The organism is Neoaquamicrobium microcysteis (assembly GCF_008180155.1).
In the GTDB taxonomy this organism is placed as follows: domain Bacteria; phylum Pseudomonadota; class Alphaproteobacteria; order Rhizobiales; family Rhizobiaceae; genus Aerobium; species Aerobium microcysteis.
The window spans coordinates 168,073-189,404 of the sequence record NZ_VSZS01000059.1; the positions used below are offsets into that span (position 1 = coordinate 168,073).

The 21,332-nt window shown below is 63.8% G+C and carries 19 protein-coding genes; 9 read left to right on the forward strand and 10 right to left on the reverse strand.

What is annotated here, in order from left to right; all coding sequences use genetic code 11:
- Positions 1 to 10: 10 nt before the first annotated feature.
- From FY036_RS08125 to FY036_RS08160, 8 genes are read right to left on the reverse strand one after another with little or no spacing between them, the layout of a single operon-like run.
- On the reverse strand, positions 11 to 1,534 hold the full coding sequence (locus FY036_RS08125; protein ID WP_161601115.1) for an AMP-binding protein: 1,524 nt from the start codon (positions 1,532 to 1,534) through the stop codon (positions 11 to 13).
- Between the two features lie 22 nt (positions 1,535 to 1,556).
- Entirely contained in the window at positions 1,557 to 2,318 is a 762-nt protein-coding gene (locus FY036_RS08130) for an alpha/beta hydrolase (RefSeq protein WP_148914202.1), read from the reverse strand.
- A gap of 45 nt (positions 2,319 to 2,363) precedes the next feature.
- Positions 2,364 to 3,209, reverse strand: a complete 846-nt coding sequence (locus tag FY036_RS08135; RefSeq protein WP_328593098.1) for an ABC transporter ATP-binding protein — start codon at positions 3,207 to 3,209, stop codon at positions 2,364 to 2,366.
- A gap of 5 nt (positions 3,210 to 3,214) precedes the next feature.
- Positions 3,215 to 4,438 carry an ABC transporter substrate-binding protein gene (locus tag FY036_RS08140; RefSeq protein WP_148914203.1) on the reverse strand — a complete coding sequence of 408 codons (1,224 nt, stop codon included), beginning with the start codon at positions 4,436 to 4,438 and terminating at the stop codon, positions 3,215 to 3,217.
- Positions 4,439 to 4,475: 37 nt separating this feature from the next.
- Complete coding sequence (locus FY036_RS08145) at positions 4,476 to 5,534, reverse strand: branched-chain amino acid ABC transporter permease (protein ID WP_148914204.1); 1,059 nt, start codon at positions 5,532 to 5,534, stop codon at positions 4,476 to 4,478.
- Positions 5,535 to 5,537: 3 nt separating this feature from the next.
- Positions 5,538 to 6,422: a branched-chain amino acid ABC transporter permease gene (locus FY036_RS08150; protein ID WP_148914205.1), complete on the reverse strand. Its 885-nt coding sequence runs from the start codon at positions 6,420 to 6,422 to the stop codon at positions 5,538 to 5,540.
- Positions 6,419 to 8,434: an AMP-dependent synthetase/ligase gene (locus FY036_RS08155; protein WP_148914206.1), complete on the reverse strand. Its 2,016-nt coding sequence runs from the start codon at positions 8,432 to 8,434 to the stop codon at positions 6,419 to 6,421. Before FY036_RS08155 ends, FY036_RS08150 begins: the two co-directional genes overlap by 4 nt.
- Complete coding sequence (locus FY036_RS08160) at positions 8,431 to 9,261, reverse strand: ABC transporter ATP-binding protein (protein WP_235897586.1); 831 nt, start codon at positions 9,259 to 9,261, stop codon at positions 8,431 to 8,433. The genes FY036_RS08155 and FY036_RS08160 overlap by 4 nt, the downstream gene beginning before the upstream one ends.
- Positions 9,262 to 9,648: 387 nt before the next feature.
- Between FY036_RS08160 and FY036_RS08165 the strand changes: the two genes are divergently transcribed.
- Genes FY036_RS08165 through FY036_RS08195 form a run of 7 tightly spaced genes read left to right on the forward strand, consistent with a single transcriptional unit; the run spans position 9,649 to position 17,433 of the window.
- Positions 9,649 to 10,467: an ABC transporter ATP-binding protein gene (locus FY036_RS08165; RefSeq protein ID WP_148914207.1), complete on the forward strand. Its 819-nt coding sequence runs from the start codon at positions 9,649 to 9,651 to the stop codon at positions 10,465 to 10,467.
- Positions 10,464 to 11,243, forward strand: coding sequence for an ABC transporter ATP-binding protein (locus FY036_RS08170; protein ID WP_148914208.1), 780 nt, complete (start codon positions 10,464 to 10,466; stop codon positions 11,241 to 11,243). Before FY036_RS08165 ends, FY036_RS08170 begins: the two co-directional genes overlap by 4 nt.
- Entirely contained in the window at positions 11,240 to 13,102 is a 1,863-nt protein-coding gene (locus FY036_RS08175; protein ID WP_148914209.1) for an AMP-dependent synthetase/ligase, read from the forward strand. Before FY036_RS08170 ends, FY036_RS08175 begins: the two co-directional genes overlap by 4 nt.
- Positions 13,102 to 13,974 (forward strand): branched-chain amino acid ABC transporter permease, encoded by an 873-nt coding sequence (locus FY036_RS08180; protein ID WP_148914210.1) that lies wholly within the window; start codon positions 13,102 to 13,104, stop codon positions 13,972 to 13,974. The genes FY036_RS08175 and FY036_RS08180 overlap by 1 nt, the downstream gene beginning before the upstream one ends.
- A complete protein-coding gene (locus tag FY036_RS08185) occupies positions 13,974 to 15,023 on the forward strand; it encodes a branched-chain amino acid ABC transporter permease (protein ID WP_148914211.1) in 1,050 nt (349 codons plus the stop codon). The genes FY036_RS08180 and FY036_RS08185 overlap by 1 nt, the downstream gene beginning before the upstream one ends.
- 58 nt (positions 15,024 to 15,081) lie before the next feature.
- Positions 15,082 to 16,236 carry an ABC transporter substrate-binding protein gene (locus FY036_RS08190; RefSeq protein ID WP_161601116.1) on the forward strand — a complete coding sequence of 385 codons (1,155 nt, stop codon included), beginning with the start codon at positions 15,082 to 15,084 and terminating at the stop codon, positions 16,234 to 16,236.
- A 42-nt stretch (positions 16,237 to 16,278) separates the two neighbouring features.
- Positions 16,279 to 17,433, forward strand: a complete 1,155-nt coding sequence (locus tag FY036_RS08195; RefSeq protein ID WP_148914213.1) for an ABC transporter substrate-binding protein — start codon at positions 16,279 to 16,281, stop codon at positions 17,431 to 17,433.
- 62 nt (positions 17,434 to 17,495) lie between these two features.
- On the opposite strand, the gene FY036_RS08200 is transcribed toward FY036_RS08195, so the two are convergent.
- Both FY036_RS08200 and FY036_RS08205 read right to left on the reverse strand, forming a co-directional pair.
- The gene (locus FY036_RS08200; protein ID WP_201744715.1) at positions 17,496 to 18,131 is read right to left on the reverse strand and encodes a TetR/AcrR family transcriptional regulator; all 636 of its coding nucleotides are present in this window, start codon (positions 18,129 to 18,131) and stop codon (positions 17,496 to 17,498) included.
- Between the two features lie 143 nt (positions 18,132 to 18,274).
- Positions 18,275 to 19,036, reverse strand: a complete 762-nt coding sequence (locus tag FY036_RS08205) for an NUDIX hydrolase (RefSeq protein ID WP_201744716.1) — start codon at positions 19,034 to 19,036, stop codon at positions 18,275 to 18,277.
- Positions 19,037 to 19,203: 167 nt separating this feature from the next.
- On the opposite strand from FY036_RS08205, the gene FY036_RS08210 reads away from it, so the two are divergent.
- Together FY036_RS08210 and FY036_RS08215 are read left to right on the forward strand one after the other, a co-directional pair.
- Complete coding sequence (locus FY036_RS08210; RefSeq protein WP_235897587.1) at positions 19,204 to 20,361, forward strand: acyl-CoA dehydrogenase family protein; 1,158 nt, start codon at positions 19,204 to 19,206, stop codon at positions 20,359 to 20,361.
- Positions 20,362 to 20,399: 38 nt separating this feature from the next.
- On the forward strand, positions 20,400 to 21,188 hold the full coding sequence (locus tag FY036_RS08215; protein WP_148914215.1) for an enoyl-CoA hydratase/isomerase family protein: 789 nt from the start codon (positions 20,400 to 20,402) through the stop codon (positions 21,186 to 21,188).
- The last annotated feature ends 144 nt before the right edge of the window (positions 21,189 to 21,332 follow it).

Consider the following 21,332-nt stretch of genomic DNA (forward strand, 5'->3'; position numbering starts at 1 on the left):
GCAGATCCGCTCACTGTATCGAAGCTCGACCGTGCCGGGCTTTCGCTGCGGAGCGATCGACGCGGCCGTTCTGGTCCCGAGGCAGGGCATCGGCGAAAATGATCTTTCGTGGCCGCTTGTAGCGGGCGATGCGGTTGCCGGCGAACTCGGCAAGCTCTTCGACTTCGGGGGTTGGTCCGTGCGCGACGACGAGCGCGACGACGACCTCTCCCCATTGCGGATCGGGCACACCGAACACCACCGCCTCCGTCACCGACGGATGCTGGAGTAGGGCGTGCTCCACTTCGGCCGGATAGACGTTCTCGCCGCCGGTCTTGATCAGTTCCTTGGCCGGCGTGCGGCCGGCATAGTGCAGAGCGCCGTCGCCGACCAGCTTTCCAAGATCGCCCGTATGGTGCCAGCCATTGCGGAAGACGACGGCGTTCTCCTCGTCGCGCCGCCAATAGCCGCTCATGACGATCGGGCCGCGCACCACGATCTCGCCGACCGTTCCCTGGGCCGCCGGCCGGTCCGCCTCGTCGACGATCGCGATTTCGCAAAGCGGGCCTTGCGTGCCGGACGAGCCGGGCCGGTCCCGCGCCATGCCGATCGTCACGATGCCGGTGGTCTCGGTCTGGCCGAAGCCTGTCCAGAAGCGCGCCCGCGGCCATTCGGTTTCGAGCCGTTCCACGACGGAAGGCGCTTCAAGGCCGAGACAGGTCTTCAGCGAGGAAAGATCGTGCCCGCCCGCCTGCGCGGCGTCCAGGATCGCGGCGAGCATAGGCGGAAAGGAACCGATCGTGGTGACGCCTTCAGCCGCGATCACCGCGGCGGCGTCCGCAGCGTCGAAACGCGGCCGGACGACCGTCGCGCCGCCGGCGAACTGCACGGCGAAGGAGAAGCCGAGACCCATGATATGAAAGGCGGGCAGGTTGCCGAGAAAGACGTCCGCGGGCGCGAGGCCGGTCGCCAGGCAGAGCTGGGCAGCGGCGGCGATCATGTTGCCATGGGTTATCATCGCGCCGCGGGCAACGCCGTCGACGGCGGCCGTGTAGACCAGCAGCAGCACGGCATCCGCCTCCGGCGGTGGCGGCAGGACGCCCCCAGGCGAGGTGGCGGCCGCCTCGAAGCCGACAAAGGCGCCCGCTGGTTCTCCCATGGTCGCCGCCAGCTTCAGCGGCGCGACGCCCGCGATAGTCGATGCAACGGCCATGGTCGCATCATCTGCGATCAGAACGGCCGGCTCGCAATCGGCGACGATGCCCGCGAGTTCCGCTTCGGAGAGCCGCCAGTTGAGGGGAACGACGATCGCGCCGAGCCGGGCGGCCGCGCCGAGCAAGGTGTGGAACCCGATATGGTTCTCCGCCAGTACGGCTATTCGGTCGCCCGGCAGGACTCCGAAGCCGGCAAGCCAGGTGGCGAGCGCCTCGCACCTGGCCTTGTGGTCGCCATGCGTAGTGATTGCTTCGCCATGGCGGAAGGCGGCCGCCTCGCGCCTGACCGCCGAGTTGCGCGCGATCACACTCCAGACGGTGAAATCCCGAAGCCCTTTCACGATCTCCCCCATGGCCGCCCGGTCACGCCGACACGTTTTCCGCGAACGCCACAGCGCGGCGGTTGATCTCGTCCCGGTCGTAGTCGATCGTGGCGACGTGGAAGCTCCTTTCCAGTTCGACATGATCGACAGGACCGCCGAGCGTCTTCCTCAGCAGTTCGGCCGAGCCGGGCGGGATGACGTGGTCCTGCGGGCTGTGCAGGAGCAGGGCGGGTATCCTGATGTCCGGCAGCCCGGCTTTCAGTTCGGCTATTCCCTCGACCAGCGAGATGAGGCCGGCGGCGGGGCTGCGGTCGTATCCCAGTTCCTTCGAGTTCGGATCGGCGACGTCGCCGGCCACCGCCGGCAAGTAATGCTCGCCGGCCGCCAGCACGGCTTTCGCGCCTTCCACGAAGGCGGTGAAATCGTCTGCTTCGGCGGCCGGATTGACCAGCACGATACCCCTGATCTGCGGATACCGGCTGGCGAGCCACAAGGTGAGCGAGCCGCCCATGGAAAGACCGGCAACGACCACGCTGTCGGTGCGGTCCGCGAGTTCGTGCCAGGCGGCGTCGGCCGCCTCGGTCCAGTCGCTCCAGCGATAGTTCACCATGTCCTCGACGGCGGTGCCGTGGCCGGGAAGGCGCGGCAACTCCACGGTGAAGCCGGCCTTCGCGAACGCCTCGGCCAGCGGCCGCATGGATTGCGGGCAGCCGGTGAAGCCGTGCAGCACCAGCGCGCCACGGCCGTCGCCCTTGGCCGAGAAGGGCTCGGCGCCGGCAAGAACCTCGAATCGTGCGTTCATCGTCGTCCTCCAGGAATGTGAAATGAACTGGCGGCGGGCGCCCGTTCAGCCGAGCCAGCGCTTGCGGCGGCGATAATGCTTCACTTCGCGAAAGCTCTTGCGCTTCCCCTCCTTGTCGAGGCCGAGATAGAATTCGCGCACGTCCTCGTTGGAGGCGATCTCCTCGGCCGAGCCTTCCATGACGATGCGCCCGGTTTCCATGACATAGGCGGTGTCGGCGATTTTCAGAGCCGCGCGCGTGTTCTGCTCGACGATGAGCAGGCTCAGCCCGTCGGAACGGAGCGTGGCGAGGAGCGCGAATATGTCTTCCGTGATCTTCGGGGCAAGGCCCAGGGACGGCTCGTCCAGCAGCATCAGCTTCGGCTTCGACATGAGACCCCGGCCGATGACCATCATCTGCTGCTCGCCGCCCGACAGGTAGCCGGCGGTGCGCTTTCGCAGATCCGCCAGACGCGGGATGGTCTGATAGACATACTCGATGCGCTGGCGTGCCTCCGCCCCGCTCTTGAGGGTGGAACCGCCGGCGACCAAGTTCTGTTCGACGGTGAGGTGTGAAAGCGGTCGACGGCCCTCCATCACGTGGCTGATGCCACGCCGCACAATCCTGTCGGCGACGACACCGGATATACGCTCGCCGCCAAACACGATCTCTCCTGAGTTCACCTCGCCATTCTCGGCAAGCAGTATGCCGGAAATCGCCTTCAGCGTCGTGCTCTTTCCGGCTCCGTTTCCGCCCAGAAGCGCCGTGCAGCCACCTTGCCTGACTGCAAGGCTGATGCCCTTCACCGCGAGCACGATGCCGTTGTACATGGCTTCGATGTTCTTAAGCTCGAGAAGTGCAGGGCTGGGGAGGCCCTGCATGTTTCCGTCGCTGCGGGCGGCGCTGGTCACGGGTGTCACCACCTCTTCACATTGGCCAGCGGCACATCACTTGCCGCCGTGGTGTACCGGCCGTCCCTGACGGTTCCGATGTTCACGGTCGCGCCTTCAGTGGGGAAGGTCGCGTCAGCCGTGAAGGAGAAATCGGGGATAACGCCCATATTGCCGACCGCCGTCTCGGTGATCAGAACCTCGCGAACCTTCTCGCCGGTCAGGTCGTCGGGGCCGTATGCGTTGATTGCAGCTTCAATGGAGCGAACCGATAGGATCGCCTGAGCGATGCCCTGAAGCGTCAGCACGCCCCATGGCGCCTCCAGTCCATACTCCGACGCGAGCAGATCGTAGAATTCCCGTGCCGGACCCGTCGCGTCCTCGGTAGCGACGGCCATGCCGTAGACCTCGAAGTCGCCCTCGACCTGGTCCAGCCCGCCAAGCGTCTGTCCAGCGGTGGGTAGCGAGTTGTGGCTCGACGTCACGATCGGGATGTTCGCTCCAAGCGCCTGAAGTGCGCGCTTCGTCGCCACCACCGTTGCCGTGTTCGAATTTACGAAGATGACTTCGGCGCCCGCGTTGACCATGCGGCGCATGGGCGCGGTGAGGTCGGTCGGCTGCGGAGCATCCCATATGACGTCGACCATCGCAGCCTTGTCCGGATTCTCGCTTATGAACGCCTGAATGCCGTCGTGCAGATCGACCGTCAGCAGCGCCTGTTGTGAACCGACGAGGCCGACCCTGATCGGTTCGGAACGGCCTTGGGTCTCATAGAACCAGTTCAGGAAGCCGCCATATTCGTGGGCGTAAGTCGCGCGCGGGAAGAAGACCCAGGAATCGTCGACCCAGCCTGCATGCGTGGCGCCGCCGACCGCCATCATCACCACCTTGTCCTCCGGCAGTCGCTGGGACAGTGCGGCGATATCGGTCGACCCGGTGCTGCCGATGATGAGGGGGTTGAGTTCGGACAGTATGCCCGGCCACAGGCTGGCGGCCTGCGCCGCGTCATAGCGCGTATCATAGGTGCGGGTGCCGATCTGGACGCCGAGATCCTTGCCCACTTCGGCATTCCACCAAGCGAAGACCGCCTCGCGCCCGGCATGGACCGGCCTCATGATGTTGGCGAATGGCCCGGAAAAGTCGGAAAAGAGGGCTACATTATAGGTCTTTTCCTGGGCAAAGGCCGGTATGGTAATCGTTCCGGTCGCCAAAGCGACCGCGAGGCCGAAGGTTCGTCTGTTAAAGCGCATTTCCAGTTCCTCCATTGGTCCACTGCTTCTTTTCCGCTCAGGCGTGTGGATAGGGCCAGAGCCGGTATGCCTGCTTCAGCTTGTTCCAGCGATGCATCAGCCCCTTCGGCTCGACAATGAGGAAGAAGGTGATGAGCCCGCCAAGGACCAGGTTCATCCCCGCGAAAACGAGCTGGCCGCCGAATGCGGGGAAAACCTCATTGAGAACGGGGCCGAGCGCGGTGACGAGTTCCTGCAGTCCGCGCACCACGACGGAGCCAACGATCGCCCCGACAATCGAACCGATGCCGCCGATGATGATCATCGCGATCATCCATATCGAATTGAACAGGGTGAACTGCTCGACGCTGATGAAACGAATGTAGCTTGCCCACAATGCGCCACCGACGCCGGCGTAAAAGGCGCCGATCAGAAAAGCCAGAACCTTGGCGCCGACCACGTTGATGCCCAGTATTCCCGCGGCGACGTCGTCCTCCCGCACCGCCACGAATGCCCTCCCGTAGCGGCTCCGCACGATGCCGAATGCGCCACAGACCATGATGATGCAGACGATGAGGTTGAGGTAGTAGATGCTCGTTTCCGTGGTCAGCCGCAGGGAGCCAATCGAGGCGGCGGGAACCGAAAGGCCATGCGAGCCACCGAAGAGATCCGTAGGAAGATTGACGATCGCGAGTTGGAACACGAACTGCGCGGCGATGGTGGTCAATGCGAGGTAGAAGCCCTTGATGCGCGCGGCCGCGATGCCGAACAGGAGTCCGAACACGGCGGCCGCTACCCCGCCGAGCGGGATGCATAGCCAGAACGGCGCGCCGGCGCGCGCGAGAGCGGCGGCGGCGAACGCGCCCACGCCCATGAATGCCGCCTGTCCGAGCGTGATCTGTCCCGCATAACCCATGGTTATCTGAAGACCCACAACGACGATCGCGGTGATCAGGATGCCGTTGCCGATCGCCGTCAAGCGCGTGCCGAATATCAACGGCAGGACGAACAGGAATGCGACGAACAGGCCGAGCGCGACCCATTGCTTGCCGGTGCGCACCAGCGCCCGGTCGGCGGCGTAGCTTTCCGCGAAGACGCCGGATGGAAGGAGCGCCATGTCTCAGACCCTCTCGATCGTTTTCCAGCCGAACAGGCCGGAGGGCCTTATAAGCAGGATGAGCAGAATCAGGATAAAGGGAACGACCGAAGCGATGTTGAGGCCCAGCCACGGGTCGAGATAGTATTGGGCGAGACTCTGCGCGACGCCGACGAGCGCACCCGCGACAATCAGGCCGGTGATGGATTCGAGGCCGGCTAGCAAGGCGACCGGGAGCGCGGCGAAGGCGATGTCGGCGGCGTGGAGGTTGAGCGAGCGGCCGCTCAGGTAGACGCATGCCGCGATCGCGGAAATCAGCGCACCGATGATCCATGCCAACGACATCGACTTGCGCACCGAGATCCCGAGGGAAAGGGCGACCTGCTGGTCCTCGGAGACGGCTGTGAGAGCGAGGCCCGTGCGCGTATGGTTGAAGAACCACGACAAGCCGAAAGCCAGCACGATCGTGATGACGCCGCCTATTACTAGCGCTTGAGACATGATGATATCGCCGACGATGACAGGCCTAAGAGGGAAGACTACGGGAAAAGCCCGCGTTTCAGCCCCCCAGATGATGATGATCAGTCCGCGCATGAGTATAAGCAGCCCGACCGTGATCATCACCATGGAGAAGACGGACTCACCTACCAGCCGGGACAGGAAAAGTCGGTCCAGCACGTAGCCGCAGATGGCGGCGCCGATGAAGGTGACGGGGAGTCCGATCCATAGCGGCAGCTGACGATCGATCACCACCGCCCACATCAGGAACGCACTGAACACGATCAGTTCGCCCTGCGCGAAATTGAACACCTTGCTGGCGCGGTATATGACGACGAATCCCATAGCGACGAGCGCATACAGAAGGCCGATCAGCACGCCGTTGGCGACACTGTTGACAAACTCGATCATGATGCCTCCACGGGCAGTTGGCGGTGTTCCCGTTTTTCCATGCGTGCGGTTGTCCCCGGGCCGTGATCAATCCGTTCAATGTTCACCTTGCTTTTTAGCAGGCCCTTCTTGCCATCCTGGTATCGGATCGGGATTTCGAGATCGAGCGCGTCGCCGGGTCCGTAAAGCGCTTCGATCAGGGAGGCGTAGCGCTCGGCGAGAAAGCCGCGCCGCAACTTCCGCGTCCTGGTCAGTTCGCCCTCGTCGGGATCGAGCGGCTTGGGAAAATTTGCGAAGCTGGCGACGCGCGAATGCTGCGGCAGGAGCCGGTTCACCTTTTCGATCTCTCCCGCGATGAGGGCACGGACCTCTGGCTTCTGGCTGAGATCCGAGAAGGTCGAGAAGCCGATCTTGTGCTCGTCGGCCCATTGCGAAACCACATCGCCGTCGATCTCGACGAGGGCCGCCACATTGTCGCGCTCGCCTTCGCCCACGGTCATCACCTCGCGGATGAAGGACGAGAAGCGGAGTCGCGTCTCGATATATTGTGGCGGATAGGTCTCGCCTCCGGCCAGCGTGCGCAGATCATCCAGCCGGTCCATGAAGACGATATCCCCGCTGGGTGCCCTCGTGCAGTAGTCGCCGGTGCGGAACCACTCGCCGTCACGGCGTTCCTCCGTCTTGTCCGGCTCGTTGAGGTAGCGGTGGAAGCCGGTGCCGCCCTTCACCAGAAGTTCGCCCTGCGGGGTTAGCTTCCACTCGATCTGTTCGCCATAGGCGGGATCGACGGGAATGATGGAGCCCGAGGTCTCAAGGTCGAAGGTTTCTCCCTGATGGATCGAGATCAGTCCGAACTCGGTGTTGCCGTACGCGTTGCGCAATGGCACGCCCATGGTGTGGAACAGTCTGAACGCATCGGGAGCCATCGCGGCGCCCGCGCAGAGCGCTGAACGGGTTCGCACCAGGCCCAGCTTGTCACGCAGCGGCTTGAGCACGGCGAATTCGGCGAACGGTTTGACAAACCGGGTCCAGACGGGGGGTGTCTTGCCTTCTAGGCGGGCGAGATTGGTCCGCCGGCCTACGTCGAGGCCAAGTTTGTAAATGGCCCTACGAGCTGCTCCAGCTGCGAACATCTGCGTTTCAACCGTGCTGGCGAGGCTTTCCCACTGACGCGGGCCGAAGAACACCGTCTCGACGCCGATCTCCCTCAAATCCGCCAGGATCGATTCCGGACGCTCGGGGAAGTTGACCACGAGCGGCTGCAGAATACCCATGCCCATGCCGAGAAACTGTTCAAGAGCCCAGGCCAGGGGAATGTAGGAAAGATACTCCATGCCCGGTTTCGTGCCGGCGCCGTTGCCCAGCCGCTGCGCGTTGTCGAGCAGGAAGGCGTGGGACCAGACCACACCCTTGGGCCTGCTGGTGGTGCCGGAGGTGTAGAGAATGACGGCCGGGTCCGTCGCCTTGCCGGCGTCGACCGACGCCTCGAACACGCCGGGCCTGGCGGTCAGGTATTCCGCGCCGAGCGCACGCAGCTTTGCGATATCGCTGAGAAGGGGGTGCTCGTAGGACCACATGCCCTTGTCTTCCCAGTAGATGACAGCGCGTATCCTTGGCAGGTCGGCGACAAGGCCGAGCACCTTGTCGACCTGCTCCTGATCTTGAGCGAAGACGGTGGCGATCTCGCTGTGCTCACATACGAAGCGCAGTTCATCGGCGGTCATGTCGGGGTATAGCGAGACGCAGACCGCACCGACCGACTGTATCGCCAGTTCCGCAATGAAATGCTCGGACTCGTTCTCGCCGATGACGGCTACGGCGTCTCCACGCCCAACGCCCTTCGCCATGAGTCCGCCGGCATATTCCCGCACCGCCATGAGAATGTCCGACCACGAGAACTTCTGCCAGATGCCCTTGCGCTTGGAGCGCTGGGCAAGGACATCAGGGTTTGCCGCAGCGCGGGCGAGAAGCACCTGCGGGAGTGTCTTGCCCGCACCGGAAATCGCCTGGGTGGAGCCTGCCGGATGCCTCATGCGGCATCTCCGAGGTAGGCGGCGATCACCTCGGGATTGCGCTGGATGTCCGAGGGTGCGCCTTCCGCAAGCTTGCGACCGAAATCGAGCACAGCGACCCTGTCGGCTAGATCCATGACAACAGACATGTCATGCTCGACCAGGACGACGGGCATCTTGCGCGCCTCGCGCAGGTCGAGGATGAAGCGCGCCAGATCCTCCTTCTCCTCGACGTTCATGCCGGCCATGGGCTCGTCCATCAGCAGCACCCTGGGCTCCATGGCGAGCGCGCGCCCGAGGTCGACACGCTTGCGCAGGCCGTAACCGAGCGCGTCGACCGGCTGGTGCCGGATCGCCTCGATCTCCAGGAACTCGATGATGTCCTCGACAGCCTCGCGGTGGCTGATCTCCTCGCGATGCGTCCAGGGAAAGTAGGCGAACGCCTGAAGCGGGTTGGTGCGCATGAGGTGGTGGCGCCCGACCATGATGTTGTCGAGCACGGACATGCCGGCGAACAGATGGGCGCTCTGGAAGGTTCGAGCCAGCCCGCGCTTTGCGATCTGATGCGTCGAAAGCCCCCGGACATCCTCGCCGTTGAGGAGAAGCCGGCCCTGCTGCGGCCGGTAGAGCCCGCTCAGCACATTCAGCAGCGAGGTCTTGCCGGCCCCGTTCGGGCCGATGACGGCGAGCAGTTCGTCGTCGCGGATGTCCATGGAGACGTCGGACAGAGCCTTCACGCCCCCGAAGTTGAGGCGCAGTTCCTCGGCGCTGTAGACCGTGCGAAGGTGGCGAACATCCTCCGCGCCGACGGCTCCGGCCGCCGTCGACATGGTTGCAGTCTGTGTCACGTCTCGACTTCCTCCCGTCGCAGGTTGCCCGGTCTGCCTAGGCTCCCCGGAGCGTCATGCGAGATAGTACGCTACTATAAGATATGGAGTGTTACAAGATTTTTCCGGCGCGGTGGACTTTGATTTTAGGTGAGTCCAACTCATTTTGAGCCTTGTGCGCTAGGATAACATGCGCTAGCGTACGATAAAAGCCACGCCGGCAGCGTGGGAGGTTTCGCGCCGGCCTAGCGGAATGGTGGGAGGAGTCATGCATCGCATGGGAAGCGGCCGCTCCGGTTGGCTCATCCGTGCCGAGAACCGCGCGTCGCCGCGTACGGTACGCGAGCATCCTCTTCCGCTGTCCGCCCCAACTGCCGAATCGCTGGCCATCAAGTTTGGGGAGGTCTCATGTTGAGTCAAGCTCCGCTCAATGCCGACCTTCATGTCGTCAATGCGCAGGTTCTCTATGACGGCGTCGTGGAGGCCGTGCGCGACGTCTCGTTCTCCGTTGACGCCGGTCGCATCGTCTGCCTTCTGGGAGCGAACGGCGCGGGCAAGAGCACGCTGCTGAAGGCGATATCGGGAATCCTCGGGCCGGAGAAGGGCGCTCTGACCAAGGGCTCGATCACCTTCGCCGGGAAAGGCCTCACCGCTCTCTCATCCGACGGAATCGTCCGCAAGGGTATCGTCCAGGTTCCGGAAGGCCGGCGGCTCTTCGTCAATCTGACCGTAGAGGAGAACCTGCTGATGGGCGGGTTCACGGTGCGTGCGGCCGAGCGCGCCGTGAGACTGGAGAGCGTCTATTCCCTGTTCCCCGACCTTACCGATCATCGGCATCGCGTCGCGGGCTATCTTTCGGGCGGCCAGCAGCAGATGGTGGCCATCGGCCGCGCCCTGATGTCCAGCCCGTCGCTGCTGATGCTGGATGAACCCTCTCTCGGCCTCGCGCCCAAGATCGTTGAGCAGATATTCGCGGCGATCTCCTCGCTGCGAGACAGCGGCGACATCGCCATCCTCCTTGTCGAGCAGAACGCGCGGCTCGCGCTGACCATCTCCGACTATGGCTATGTGCTGGAGCGCGGCCGGGTCGTGTTCGATGGCGATGCCGCGACTCTCCTCGGCAGTCCCGAGATCCAGGAATTCTATCTCGGGTTGGACCAGTCCGCCGGCCGCAAGTCACTACGCGACGTCAAGCACTATCGCCGACGCAAGAGGTGGCTGGCATGAAGGCGCCGACGCCGATTCTTTCGATCCGCGACCTGTCCAAGCGCTTCGGCGGCGTACAGGCGCTGTCCGGCGTTACGGTCGATATCCGCCAGAACGAGATCGCCAGCTTCATAGGGCCCAACGGCGCGGGGAAGACGACGATCTTCAACATGATATGCCGGATCTACGACCCGACGTCGGGCACGATCTCGTTCAACGGGAAGGATCTGCTGCGCCACAGGCCGCACCACCTGGCAGGCCTGGGCATCGGCCGGACCTTCCAGAACCTTGCGCTCTTTCGTCACGGCACCGTGGTCGAGAACCTGCTCGTCGGCATGCACGCCCATCTGAAGTCTGGCGTACTCGACGGCGCGCTCTTTCTCGGGCGCACGGCGCGCGAAGAGGCACAGGCGCGCGAGGAGGTAGAGCGCATCATCGAGTTCCTTGAAATCGAGGAAATCAGGAACCAGCCGGTGGCGATGCTGCCCTACGGATTGCAGAAGCGGGTGGAACTCGGCCGCGCCCTGGCGACCAGGCCGAAGCTGCTTCTGCTCGATGAGATGGTCTCCGGCATGAACCAGGAGGAAACGGAAGACATCGCGCGCTTCGTGCTCGACCTGCGCGACGAATTGAACATGACTGTGATCATGATCGAGCACGACATGAACGTGGTGCTGGATATCTCCGACACAGTCCATGTTCTGAACTTCGGCGTGCCGATCGCTTCCGGCACGCCCGCGGAAGTTGCCGGCAATCCGACCGTGATCGAAGCCTATCTTGGAGCCGCGCACGCATGAGCGAACTGTCCCGAGACATCGTCCACACAACCTTGCCGCATCTGCTCGTCCACCGGGCGCGGACATCCCCCGATCTGGTCGCCCTGCGGGAGAAGGTTCGCGGCGTATGGCGGCGCACGACCTGGCAGGAATACGAGCAACGGGTGAAGATATTCGCCTTCGGCCTCGCGCGGCTCGGCTTCAGGCGTGGCGACCGGCTGGCGATCGCCGGCGAGGACACGCCCGAATGGCTGATCGCGGATCTCGCCGTCCAGGCGCTGGGCGGCGTCACCGTCGGAATCTATCCGACCAACCCGTGGGCGGAACTGCAATACATCGTCGCCCATTCGCAATGCCGGTTCGTCGTCTGCGGAGACCAGGAGCAGGTCGACAAGATACTCGACGCCTCGTCGAACGGAACCGGCCTGCCGCTGGTCGAGAAGGTGATCGCAGTCGACATGAAGGGCATGCGAAAATACGACGACCATCGTCTCATCTCGTGGGAGGACGTCGAGAGTTTCAGCGCAGAAGCCGACACGGCCGACGTCGATCGCGCGTGGACCGGGGCGCTCGAAACGATCACGCCCGAGGACATCTGCATCATCGTCTACACCTCCGGCACTACCGGGCCGCCGAAGGGCGCACAGCTTCGCCACCGCAATCTCCTGCATTCGGCCGCCGCGATCGTGCGCACCTACGGACTGACCGCCGACACCTATTCGGTGCTCTGCTATCTGCCTCTGTGCCATGTCGGAGAGCGCATCTGCTCGATGACCGTGCATCTGTGCACCGGTGGCACGGTGAGCTTCGCGGAGTCCATCGACACGATCGACACCAATATCCGCGAGATCGGTCCCACCTTCTTTCTCGGCATGCCGCGCGTATGGGAAAAGCACAGGCTCAACGCGCTGATCCGGCTCAACGAGGCGCGCCCCTACCAGAAATGGCTGTTCGGCTTCCTGTACGGCCATATCCGCCGGCGGCTGGAACCGAAGCTGGCGGCAGGCCGCGCGCCGCGCGCGGAAGGCGTGCTCGAACGCCTCGAATACTGGGGCGCTCATCTCCTGGCCTTCCGCGCCATGAAAAAGCACATGGGCCTCGACCATTCCATCGTGCGGATATGCGGCGGCGCGCCGGTATCGCCCGAGACCCTGCTCTTCTTCGCCGTGCTCGGTCTTCCGGTCTATCAGGTCTACGGACTGACCGAGAGCGGCGGCATCACCTTCCTCCAGCACGAAAAGGCGTGGTTGCCGGGAGGTGCGGGAGCGCCGATCGAAGGCGTCGAATACCGGCTCGCTGAAGACGGCGAGATCCTGATCCGGAGCCCCACGGTCTTCCATGGCTATCTCTTCGACGAAGAGGCGACGCAGAAGGCGCTGAGCCCGGACGGCTGGCTCTCCACCGGGGACGTCGCCGAACGGGCCGGGGACAACGAGATCCGCATCGTCGATCGCAAGAAGGCGATCATCATCACCTCGGGCGGCAAGAACATCGCGCCGTCGGAGATCGAGAATGCGCTGAAGGAATCGCTGTTCATCCGCGAGGCGATCATCCTCGGCGAGCAGCGCCACTTCGTCGCCGCCCTCATCCAGATCAACATGGATTCCGTCGGAAAATGGGCGCAGGACAAGGGCCTCGCCTATACGAACTACCGCTCGCTGTCGCAGCTTCCGGAAGTCAACGAACTCATCGCCAGGGATGTCGAGCGCGTCAACAAGCGCTTCGCGCGCGTCGAAAGCGTCCGCAAGTTCGTGATCCTGTCCAAGGAGCTCGACCATGACGACGGCGAACTGACGGCGACGCAGAAGGTCAAGCGCGCCTTCATCGAGAAGAAATACGCCGAAGAGATCGCGCGGATCTACGGGAAGGAGCCCGCCTGATGAGCTACTTCCTCAACCTCGTTTTCGCCGGCCTGGCGGTCGGCGCGATCTATGGCATGCTGGCGATGGGCTACGCCATCATCTACAAGGTGAGCCGCGTCGTGAACTTCGCCCAGGGCGAGATCATGATGCTGATCGGCTACATCTCCTATTCGGTCGCATTGCGGACCGACGCCAGCGCGCCGCTGGTCATGCTGTCCGTCATCGCGGGAGCGATCGGAGTGGGCCTGCTGATCGAGCGCTTCATCGTTCGGCCGATGCTGGGGCAGCCCGTGTTCTCGCTGGTGATGATGACCATCGCGCTCGCCGTCATGATCCGGGCGGTGGTCGGGTTGATCTGGGGACTGGATCCCTACCGCTTTCCCGGGTCGGCCACCGGCGCGCCGATCGAGCTGTTCGGGGTCTACATGCAGCCGATCCAGCTCTTCCTGCTCGCGGTCTATGTCGCCCTCTGCGTCGGCGTATGGGCGTTCCTGCGCTTCAACATCGTCGGCATCGCCATGCGGGCGACGGCCACCGACTCGACGGTCTCGCTGCTGATGGGCGTCTCGGTCAGCCGCCTTTATCGCGTCGCCTGGATCATATCGGCGCTGATAGCGGGCATCGCCGGGGTGCTGTTCGCCAACATCTATCATATCGGCCCCGATCTCGCCCATGTCGGCATCCGCGCCTTCCCGGCCGCGATCCTCGGCGGTCTCGACTCCGTGCTCGGCTCCGCGCTCGGCGGGCTGATCATCGGCGTCGTCGAAAACCTGGCGGGCGGCTACATCGCCTCCGCCTACAAGGAGATAGCAGGCTTCGTCGTCATCCTCGTGATCCTGATGATCCGGCCATACGGCCTGTTCGGTCAAAAAGACATCGAGAGGGTCTGATGCGAACGAGAACCTATCGCGAGAACTACCGCGAACTGACCGAACTGCTCCCCTACCGCAGTTCCTGGAACTGGTACGCGCTGCTGCTGGCCGTCCTGGTGTCCCTGCCGTTTATGGTGCCCACCTATGTGATGACCTACGTCACGCTGATCCTGATCGCGGCGGTCGGAGCGGTGGGCCTCAACATCGTGACCGGAACCGCCGGCCTGATCTCACTCGGCCATGCCGGCTTTCTGGCGATCGGCGCCTACACCGCGGGAATAGCGATCTCGACCTATGGCTGGCCGATTCCGGCCGCGATCCTCGCGGCGGGCTTCGTATCGGCGGCCGCGAGCCTGCTCGTCGGCGTCCCCTCGCTGCGCCTGAAGGGGCTTTACCTGGCTATCACGACGCTCGCCTTCTCGATCATCGTCGTCCATCTCATCAACCAGTGGGAGGGGCTGACCGGCGGCTCTTCCGGCATGCCGGTCGGGCGACCGGACTTCCTCGGCATCCCGATGCGATCGCCGGCCTCGATGTTTTACCTGACGCTGGTGATCGCGGGGCTGACGGTGCTTGGAACGCTCAATCTCCTGCGCAGCAGGGTAGGGCGGGCATGGGCCGCGCTGCGCGACTACGATACGGCGGCAAGCATGATGGGCATCAATCTGGTCCGCTACAAGCTGCTGGCCTTCGCCGTCAGTTCCTTCATCACCGGCGTCGCCGGTTCGCTGATGGCTCTGAACATCCGCTACCTGAACACCGACAGCTTCGAACTCATCGTCAGCATCGAAGCGATCGCGATGATCATCGTCGGCGGGCTGGGCAGCGTCCGCGGCGCGATCCTGGGCGCGACGCTGATCACCGTCCTTCCCGATTTCAGCCGCTACGTCCTTTCCCTGTTCGGCGGCGCGCTCGGGTCGATCGCCAGCGGCAATACCGCGGAGATCAAAGGCATAATCTACGCGCTGGTCATCATGCTTTTCCTGCGTTTCGAGCCGGACGGCCTCGCGCATCAATGGAACCGGACAAAACGCTTCTGGTCGGACTGGCCCTACAGCCGGAAGTGAGGCGGAGGATCGGGACGACATACTGCAAGGCCGACCGCAACCAATGGGAGGAACCGGAATGCGACCTGCAAGCAAACTGCTGACAGCACTGTGCCTGGCTCTCGGATCGAGCGCCGCATTGGCGAACGATCCCGGCGTCACCGACACGGAAATCGTGGTGGGGGGCTTCGTTCCCTTCACCGGGCCGGCGGGACTGCTGGGCTATGCCGGCACGCTCGGCAGCCGGATCGCGGCCGCCGAAATCAACGACCGGGGCGGCGTCAACGGCCGCAAGATCAACCTGATCGTCGAAGATGACGAGTACGTGCCGGCCAAATCCGTGCAGGCGATGCAGAAGCTCATCGACGTCCACGACATATTCGCGATGACGTCCGTCTCGGGCGGATCCCACGGTCTGGCGGTGATGCCGATGATCGAGGAACACAACATTCCGACAATCAATCCGCTGGTCACGACCGACGCGCATTTCGAGCCCGCGCGCGCAAGCTTCTTCGGCATCGGCATGAGCTACCAGCAGGGCGTGATCGATCTGGTCAGGTTCGTCGACGCCACGGAAGACGGCCTCACATGGGGGTCTATCGTCCAGGACGACGAATCGGGCATCCCGCGCGAGGAAGGACTCGATACCGTGCTGGCCGAACTCGGCAAGGAAGCCGTGCTCAAGCAGCGGTTCAAGCGCGGCCAGGCCGATTTCGCGGCGGAGGTTCTGCGCGCCAGGGAAGCCGGTGTCGATGCGATCGTGCTGGGCGGATTGCCGGCCCAGAACGCGGCGATCCTCAAGGAAGCGAAGAAGATCGGCTACGCGCCGAAATTCGGCGCGGTCTGGATGGACCACATCCCGCAGGTGATCGATCTCTACGGCCCCGAAGGCGACGGAGTCTATGTCTACGATTTCGTTCCCTCGATGACCGATGAGCGGCTCAAGCCGTTCCTTGAACTGGCCAACAAGTACCTGCCGGCCGAGGATGTGCCCAAACTCAACCGGTACTCGATCATCGCCTATACCGGGATGAAGGTGCATGCGGCGGCGATGGAGGCGTGCGGCAAGGAGCTGACCCGCGCCTGCGAGATCGAGAACCTCAAGAAGATCAGGGATTTCGATGCGGGCTTCATGGCGCCGTTGAGCTTCGGTGAGGATGTGCGGCTCACCGACCTGAAAGGAAGCGTGCTGCGCGTCGATCACGCCGCCGGCGCTTTCGTCGCAGTTGAATAGCCGAACTTCACAGATGAACCTTGCAGCAAGGGAGGAACCAGCATGCGTGCATTCATTGGATTAGTGGGAGCAGTCTCGATCGGACTTTCGACAAGCGTCGCGCTGGCGGCCGATCCGGGTGTCTCCGACACCGAGATCGTCGTTGGCGGCATCGCGCCCTTTACCGGGCCGGGCGGGCCGCTCGGCTATGCCGGCACGCTCGGCAACCGGATCGCCGCCGCCGAGATCAACGAGAATGGCGGCGTCAACGGCCGCACGATCAGGCTCGTCATCGAGGATGACGACTACGTGCCTGCGAAAACCGTGCAGGCCATGCAGAAACTCATCGACGTCGACCAGATCTTCTCGCTGACGACCGTTTCCGGTGGCTCGCACGGTCTCGCCATCATGCCGATGATCGAGGAGGGCGACATCCCGACGATCAATCCGCTGGTCACGACGGAAGCCCATTACGAGCCGCCCCGGCCCAGCTTCTTCGGTATCGGAACCGACTACCAGCAGGGTGTCATAAACCTCGTCAAGTATCTGGACGCTAGGACGCCCGACCTGTCATGGGGCGCGATCGTCCAGGACGACGAGTCCGGCCAGGCCCGGCTCGAAGGGCTCGATACCGTGCTCGAGGAACTCGGCAAGACCTCAAGCCTGCAACAGAAGTTCAGGCGCGGCCAGACGGATTTCGCCGCCGAAGTGCTGAACGCGAGGGCGTCCGGAGCAACGGCGCTCATCCTCGGCGGCCTGCCCGCCCAGCACGCCGCTATCCTCAAGGAAGCCAAGAAGATCGGCTATGAACCCCAGTTCGGCGTCATGTGGGTCGATCATATCCCGCAAGTCATCGACCTGTTCGGTCCCGAAGGCGACGGCGTCTATGTCTACGACTTCGTGCCGTCGATGACCGATCAGCAACTGGCGCCGTTCCTGGAACTCGCGCGGAAACATTTGCCGGCCGACGACATCGCCAGGCTCAACCGCTATTCGGTGATCGCCTATGCGGCGCTGAAGGTCCAGGCGGCTGCGATGGAGGCCTGCGGGCAGGAGCTCACGCGGCGTTGCGTCAACGAGAATATCGAAAAGACGACGGATTTCGAGACCGGCCTGATGGCGCCGATCAGCTTCGGCGAAGGTGTGCGGCTGACCGACATGGCCGGCAGGGTTCTCCGGATCGACGCGGCGGCCGGCAGGTTCGTTCCCGCCGAGTGACCACGCCGCCGCGCCGGCTACCGCGCCGGCGCGGCGCATTCCAGCTGGAGACGTCGCGCGAATCAATCGTCGAGCGCGGCGGCGACTTTCTCGAGCCGTGCGATGGACCGATCGAGACGGTCGAGCCTGTTGTCGGCGGTCTCGGCCTCCATGCCGCGCCAGATCACGGTCGTGATGGCGTCCCTTGCCTCCTCGACCGAAAAGTCGCCCTCCTTGCGCAGGAAGGCCCAGGTCTGGTGCTCGATGCAGCCGAAGATCATGTTGCGAAGCAGTTCGGCGGACACATCGTCCGTCAACTCGCCCGACGCGATCGCCGCTTTCAGCGCGTCGAGGATGCGTGAGGTGAACCGCCGGTTGAGCTGATAGATGTGCATCGTCCGATAGGTCGGGTCGGGTCGCAGTTCCATCAGCACGAAGCGGGTGAGGCTTGGTTCCCTGCGGATGATCGACAGCGCGAGGCCGACCTCGTAGCGCAGTCTCTCGCGCGCCGAGCCGTGGATGGACCCATCGGCCGGCAGGGACAGGATTTCCTCGAACCAGGCTTCGGCAACCTTTATCAGCAGGTCCCGCTTGGTCGGGAAGTACCGGAATATCGTTCCTTCGGATATGCCGCAGATTTGCGCGACCTCGGTGGTGACGACGTTCTCGTATCCGCGTTCGGCCAGCATGCGCCGCGTGACGGTCATGATCTCCGACATGCGCTCGTCGCGCGGTCGTCGCCTGCTGTTGCGTTTTCCCGGAGCCTTCATCCGCACCATTTGCCAGGGGCAGCCAAGTCGACGACGCCCATATCCTTCGTTTTGCGCCGATATCGATACTTCGGTTTCGGCGGCTCATGCAATCACGGGATCGAAAGCAGTTCCTCGACATGGCCGTATCCGGCCTCCGGATCAAGCATGATGTAGCGGTCGGAACCGCGCTGTTCGACACGCGGCTGAATCGTCCGACCGGAACGAGCCTTCGCGGCCGCGACCGCCCCGGCGAGGGTGCGCGTGGTCGCCAGCAGCCCGAGATTCATGCGGGTAGGAAACACGATCGTCCGGTGGCCTTCGGCGGCCAGCCTCAACGCGTCGGCGGGCGCCAGCCATTCGGTGTCGACCGTTTCGCGCCCGTCCGCCACCGCCTCGCCGGCCGGCGCGGAGGCGACATAGAAGAACGTATCGAAGCGTTTGGGGACGACCGGCGGCGTCAGCCATCGCGAGAAGAGGGTCAACATTCGCAGATCGAGCGTGACCTCATGCTGCCTGACATAGTCGATGAAGGCGAGCGTGCCGTTCTCCATTGCCGCGCGCGCGTGCGCGGAGCCCTCCCGGTCCGCCGGGGGTGCGACGCATCCGGGCAGCATGCCCGATTCCTCGAATGCCTCCCTGATCGCGGCGATGCGCGGTCCCCGCTCGATCTCGGCAACGTCGTTCCACCCTATCGCGGACTCGGCCCAGCGCGGGTCGAGATCATGCTCCTCCACCTTTCCGCCGGGGAAAACCATTGCGCCCGACATGAAGTCGATCTGGTGATGCCGGCGCACCATCAGCACTTCGAAGACGGGCTGCTCGCGCACCAGCATGATGGTCGACGCCAGGCGGATAGGAGAAGTCGTGCTCAATTTGTCGTCCTCGCTTCTGCGTTGCGCCTACGAGTTGTTATCATAGCGTATAGTACGTTGCGACACCAAACGAGTCGTGGAATAGTTCCTGCCGTCTGCGCGGGTCGCCTGTCGGTCGGACTTCTTCGCCGAGGGACAGGTGGCGGGCGCCGGCCAGGGAGGATATCGTGGCTGAACTGATCCTTACGGACGATCAGCGTTCCGTGCTCGAAACTGCGCAGCGGTTTTCCCGCGAGGCGCTCGCGCCATTCTATCAGGCGCGGGAAGAGCAGGAACGCATTGACCCGAAGCTCATGGAGACCATGGGGGAACTTGGCCTCATCGCGCCTGAAACGCCGGAGGAACTGGGCGGCCTCGGTCTCGACAGCGTGACGTCGGGACTGATCGCGGAAGCGCTCGCCTATGGCGACTTCAGCATGGCCTATGTCCCCATCATGGGATCGTTGATGACAAAGCTGCTGTCGAGCTACGCGGAGCCGGCCGTCGCCGCGGAGTGGGTGCCGCGCATCGTCAAGGGGCGGTCGCTGATCGCCGTCGGCCTCACGGAGCCGCGCGGGGGGTCGGACGCCGCCAATCTGGTGCTCAGGGCCGAGAAATGCCCCGGCGGCTACCGCCTCAACGGCGAGAAAACATCGATCACCGGCGCGGATCAGTCGGACGGCGTCGTTCTCTTTGCCCGGACCGGCTCGAAGGAGGCGGGCGCGCGAGGGGTGACGGCCTTCTTCGTGCCGACGGCGTTGAAGGGCATCAGCGCCACCCGCTTCCGGGACGTGGGCAGCCGCATACTGGGACGCGGCTCGCTGTTCTTCGACGATGTCGTCGTGCCCGAGGACCACAGGCTCGGCGACGAGGGCGGTGGCTTCGTGCAGGTCATGCAGGGCTTCGACTTCACCCGCGCGCTGCTCGGCCTGCAATGCGTGGGTGCGGCGCAGGCGTCGGTGGACGAGAGTTGGCGATACATCGACCAGCGCCAGGCGTTCGGCGAAAAGCTCTCCGCCTTCCAGGGCGTGACTTTCCCGCTGGCCGAGGCCGAGACGATGCTGGCGGCCATACGCCAGCTTTGCCTGCACACGCTGAGGCTCCGCGATGCCGGTCTTCCGCATACCTCGGAGGCGGCGATGTGCAAATGGCTCGGTCCGAAAACGGCGGTCGACATCATCCATCAGTGCCTCCTCACCCATGGCCACTACGGCTGGTCACTCGACCTGCCGCATCAGCAGCGCATGCGCGACGTCATGGGCATCGAGATCGGGGACGGTACGGCGCAGATCATGAAGATGATCATCGCCGGGCAAAAGGGCGCCGAGGCTCGATCACGAAATTGAGGGTGCGACTCAGCAAGCCCGTCAGCAGGAGGTTACCAATGAGCGAACGATCCATCGAACTCGATATCCGCAATGGCGTCGGCCATGTGACGCTCAGCCAGCCGGAGCGCGGCAATCCCTTCGATGACAGGTTTTGCGCCGAACTCTGCGAAATATCGATCGAATGCGACGAGAATCCCGCCGTCAGGGCGGTGCTGATCCGCGCGAAGGGAAGATTCTTCAGCGTCGGCGCGGACCTGAAATGGCTCGGCGCGTCGCGCGAGAGGCTGCCTTACCTGCTGAAGGGCGCTACATCGGACCTGCACATGGCGGTGTCCCGCTTCGCCCGCGCCGATGCGCCGGTGGTCGTCGCCGTTCATGCCTTGGCCACCGGCGGCTCGGTGGCTCTGACGGCGATGGCCGATTTCGCGCTGGCGGCGCGGTCGGCGAAATTCTACGCCGCGTTCAACGCCATCGGCTTCGTCAGCGATTCATCGGGCACCTATTTCCTTCCACGCCGGGTCGGCAGCAGGAAGGCTGCCGAGTTCATCATGCTCAACCAGACCTGGAGCGCGGAGGAGGCGGAGCGCAACGGGCTGGTCAACCGCGTGGTCGAAGACGATGCGCTCGACGATGAAGCGGTCAAGCTGGCCGAGCATCTGGCGGCAGGCCCGACCTTGACCTTCGGCGAGATGAAGCGGCTGTTCCTGTCCTCGACCGACCAGCCGCTGGAGACGCAGATCGAGCTTGAGGCCCGCGCGATCGCGCGCTGCTCCAGAACACAGGATTCCTGGGACGCCATCCAGGCGATCATGGAGAAGCGGCCCTTGACCTATCAGGGACGATGAGCCGCTGATGGGTGGCGCATTAAGTAAGCTAAACTCAATAAGATCGACCGAGAGCGATGGACGCCACGAGAAATTGCCCGTAGCGGGCAAGTTCGCGCATATCCGCACGTTGACAAATGAGTTCAACTTAGTAAATTAGCGTAT

What these genes read in the sequence shown, in the direction of transcription:
- FY036_RS08145 (WP_148914204.1), bottom strand. Translation starts at nt 5,534, where the DNA reads ATGGCGCTCCTTCCATCCGGCGTCTTCGCGGAAAGCTACGCCGCCGAC.
- FY036_RS08200 (WP_201744715.1), bottom strand. Translation starts at nt 18,131, where the DNA reads ATGTCGGAGATCATGACCGTCACGCGGCGCATGCTGGCCGAACGCGGA.
- FY036_RS08195 (WP_148914213.1), top strand. Translation starts at nt 16,279, where the DNA reads ATGCGTGCATTCATTGGATTAGTGGGAGCAGTCTCGATCGGACTTTCG.
- FY036_RS08170 (WP_148914208.1), top strand. Translation starts at nt 10,464, where the DNA reads ATGAAGGCGCCGACGCCGATTCTTTCGATCCGCGACCTGTCCAAGCGC.
- FY036_RS08185 (WP_148914211.1), top strand. Translation starts at nt 13,974, where the DNA reads ATGCGAACGAGAACCTATCGCGAGAACTACCGCGAACTGACCGAACTG.
- FY036_RS08150 (WP_148914205.1), bottom strand. Translation starts at nt 6,422, where the DNA reads ATGATCGAGTTTGTCAACAGTGTCGCCAACGGCGTGCTGATCGGCCTT.
- FY036_RS08130 (WP_148914202.1), bottom strand. Translation starts at nt 2,318, where the DNA reads ATGAACGCACGATTCGAGGTTCTTGCCGGCGCCGAGCCCTTCTCGGCC.
- FY036_RS08155 (WP_148914206.1), bottom strand. Translation starts at nt 8,434, where the DNA reads ATGAGGCATCCGGCAGGCTCCACCCAGGCGATTTCCGGTGCGGGCAAG.
- FY036_RS08190 (WP_161601116.1), top strand. Translation starts at nt 15,082, where the DNA reads ATGCGACCTGCAAGCAAACTGCTGACAGCACTGTGCCTGGCTCTCGGA.
- FY036_RS08215 (WP_148914215.1), top strand. Translation starts at nt 20,400, where the DNA reads ATGAGCGAACGATCCATCGAACTCGATATCCGCAATGGCGTCGGCCAT.
- FY036_RS08165 (WP_148914207.1), top strand. Translation starts at nt 9,649, where the DNA reads ATGTTGAGTCAAGCTCCGCTCAATGCCGACCTTCATGTCGTCAATGCG.
- FY036_RS08140 (WP_148914203.1), bottom strand. Translation starts at nt 4,438, where the DNA reads ATGCGCTTTAACAGACGAACCTTCGGCCTCGCGGTCGCTTTGGCGACC.
- FY036_RS08175 (WP_148914209.1), top strand. Translation starts at nt 11,240, where the DNA reads ATGAGCGAACTGTCCCGAGACATCGTCCACACAACCTTGCCGCATCTG.
- FY036_RS08180 (WP_148914210.1), top strand. Translation starts at nt 13,102, where the DNA reads ATGAGCTACTTCCTCAACCTCGTTTTCGCCGGCCTGGCGGTCGGCGCG.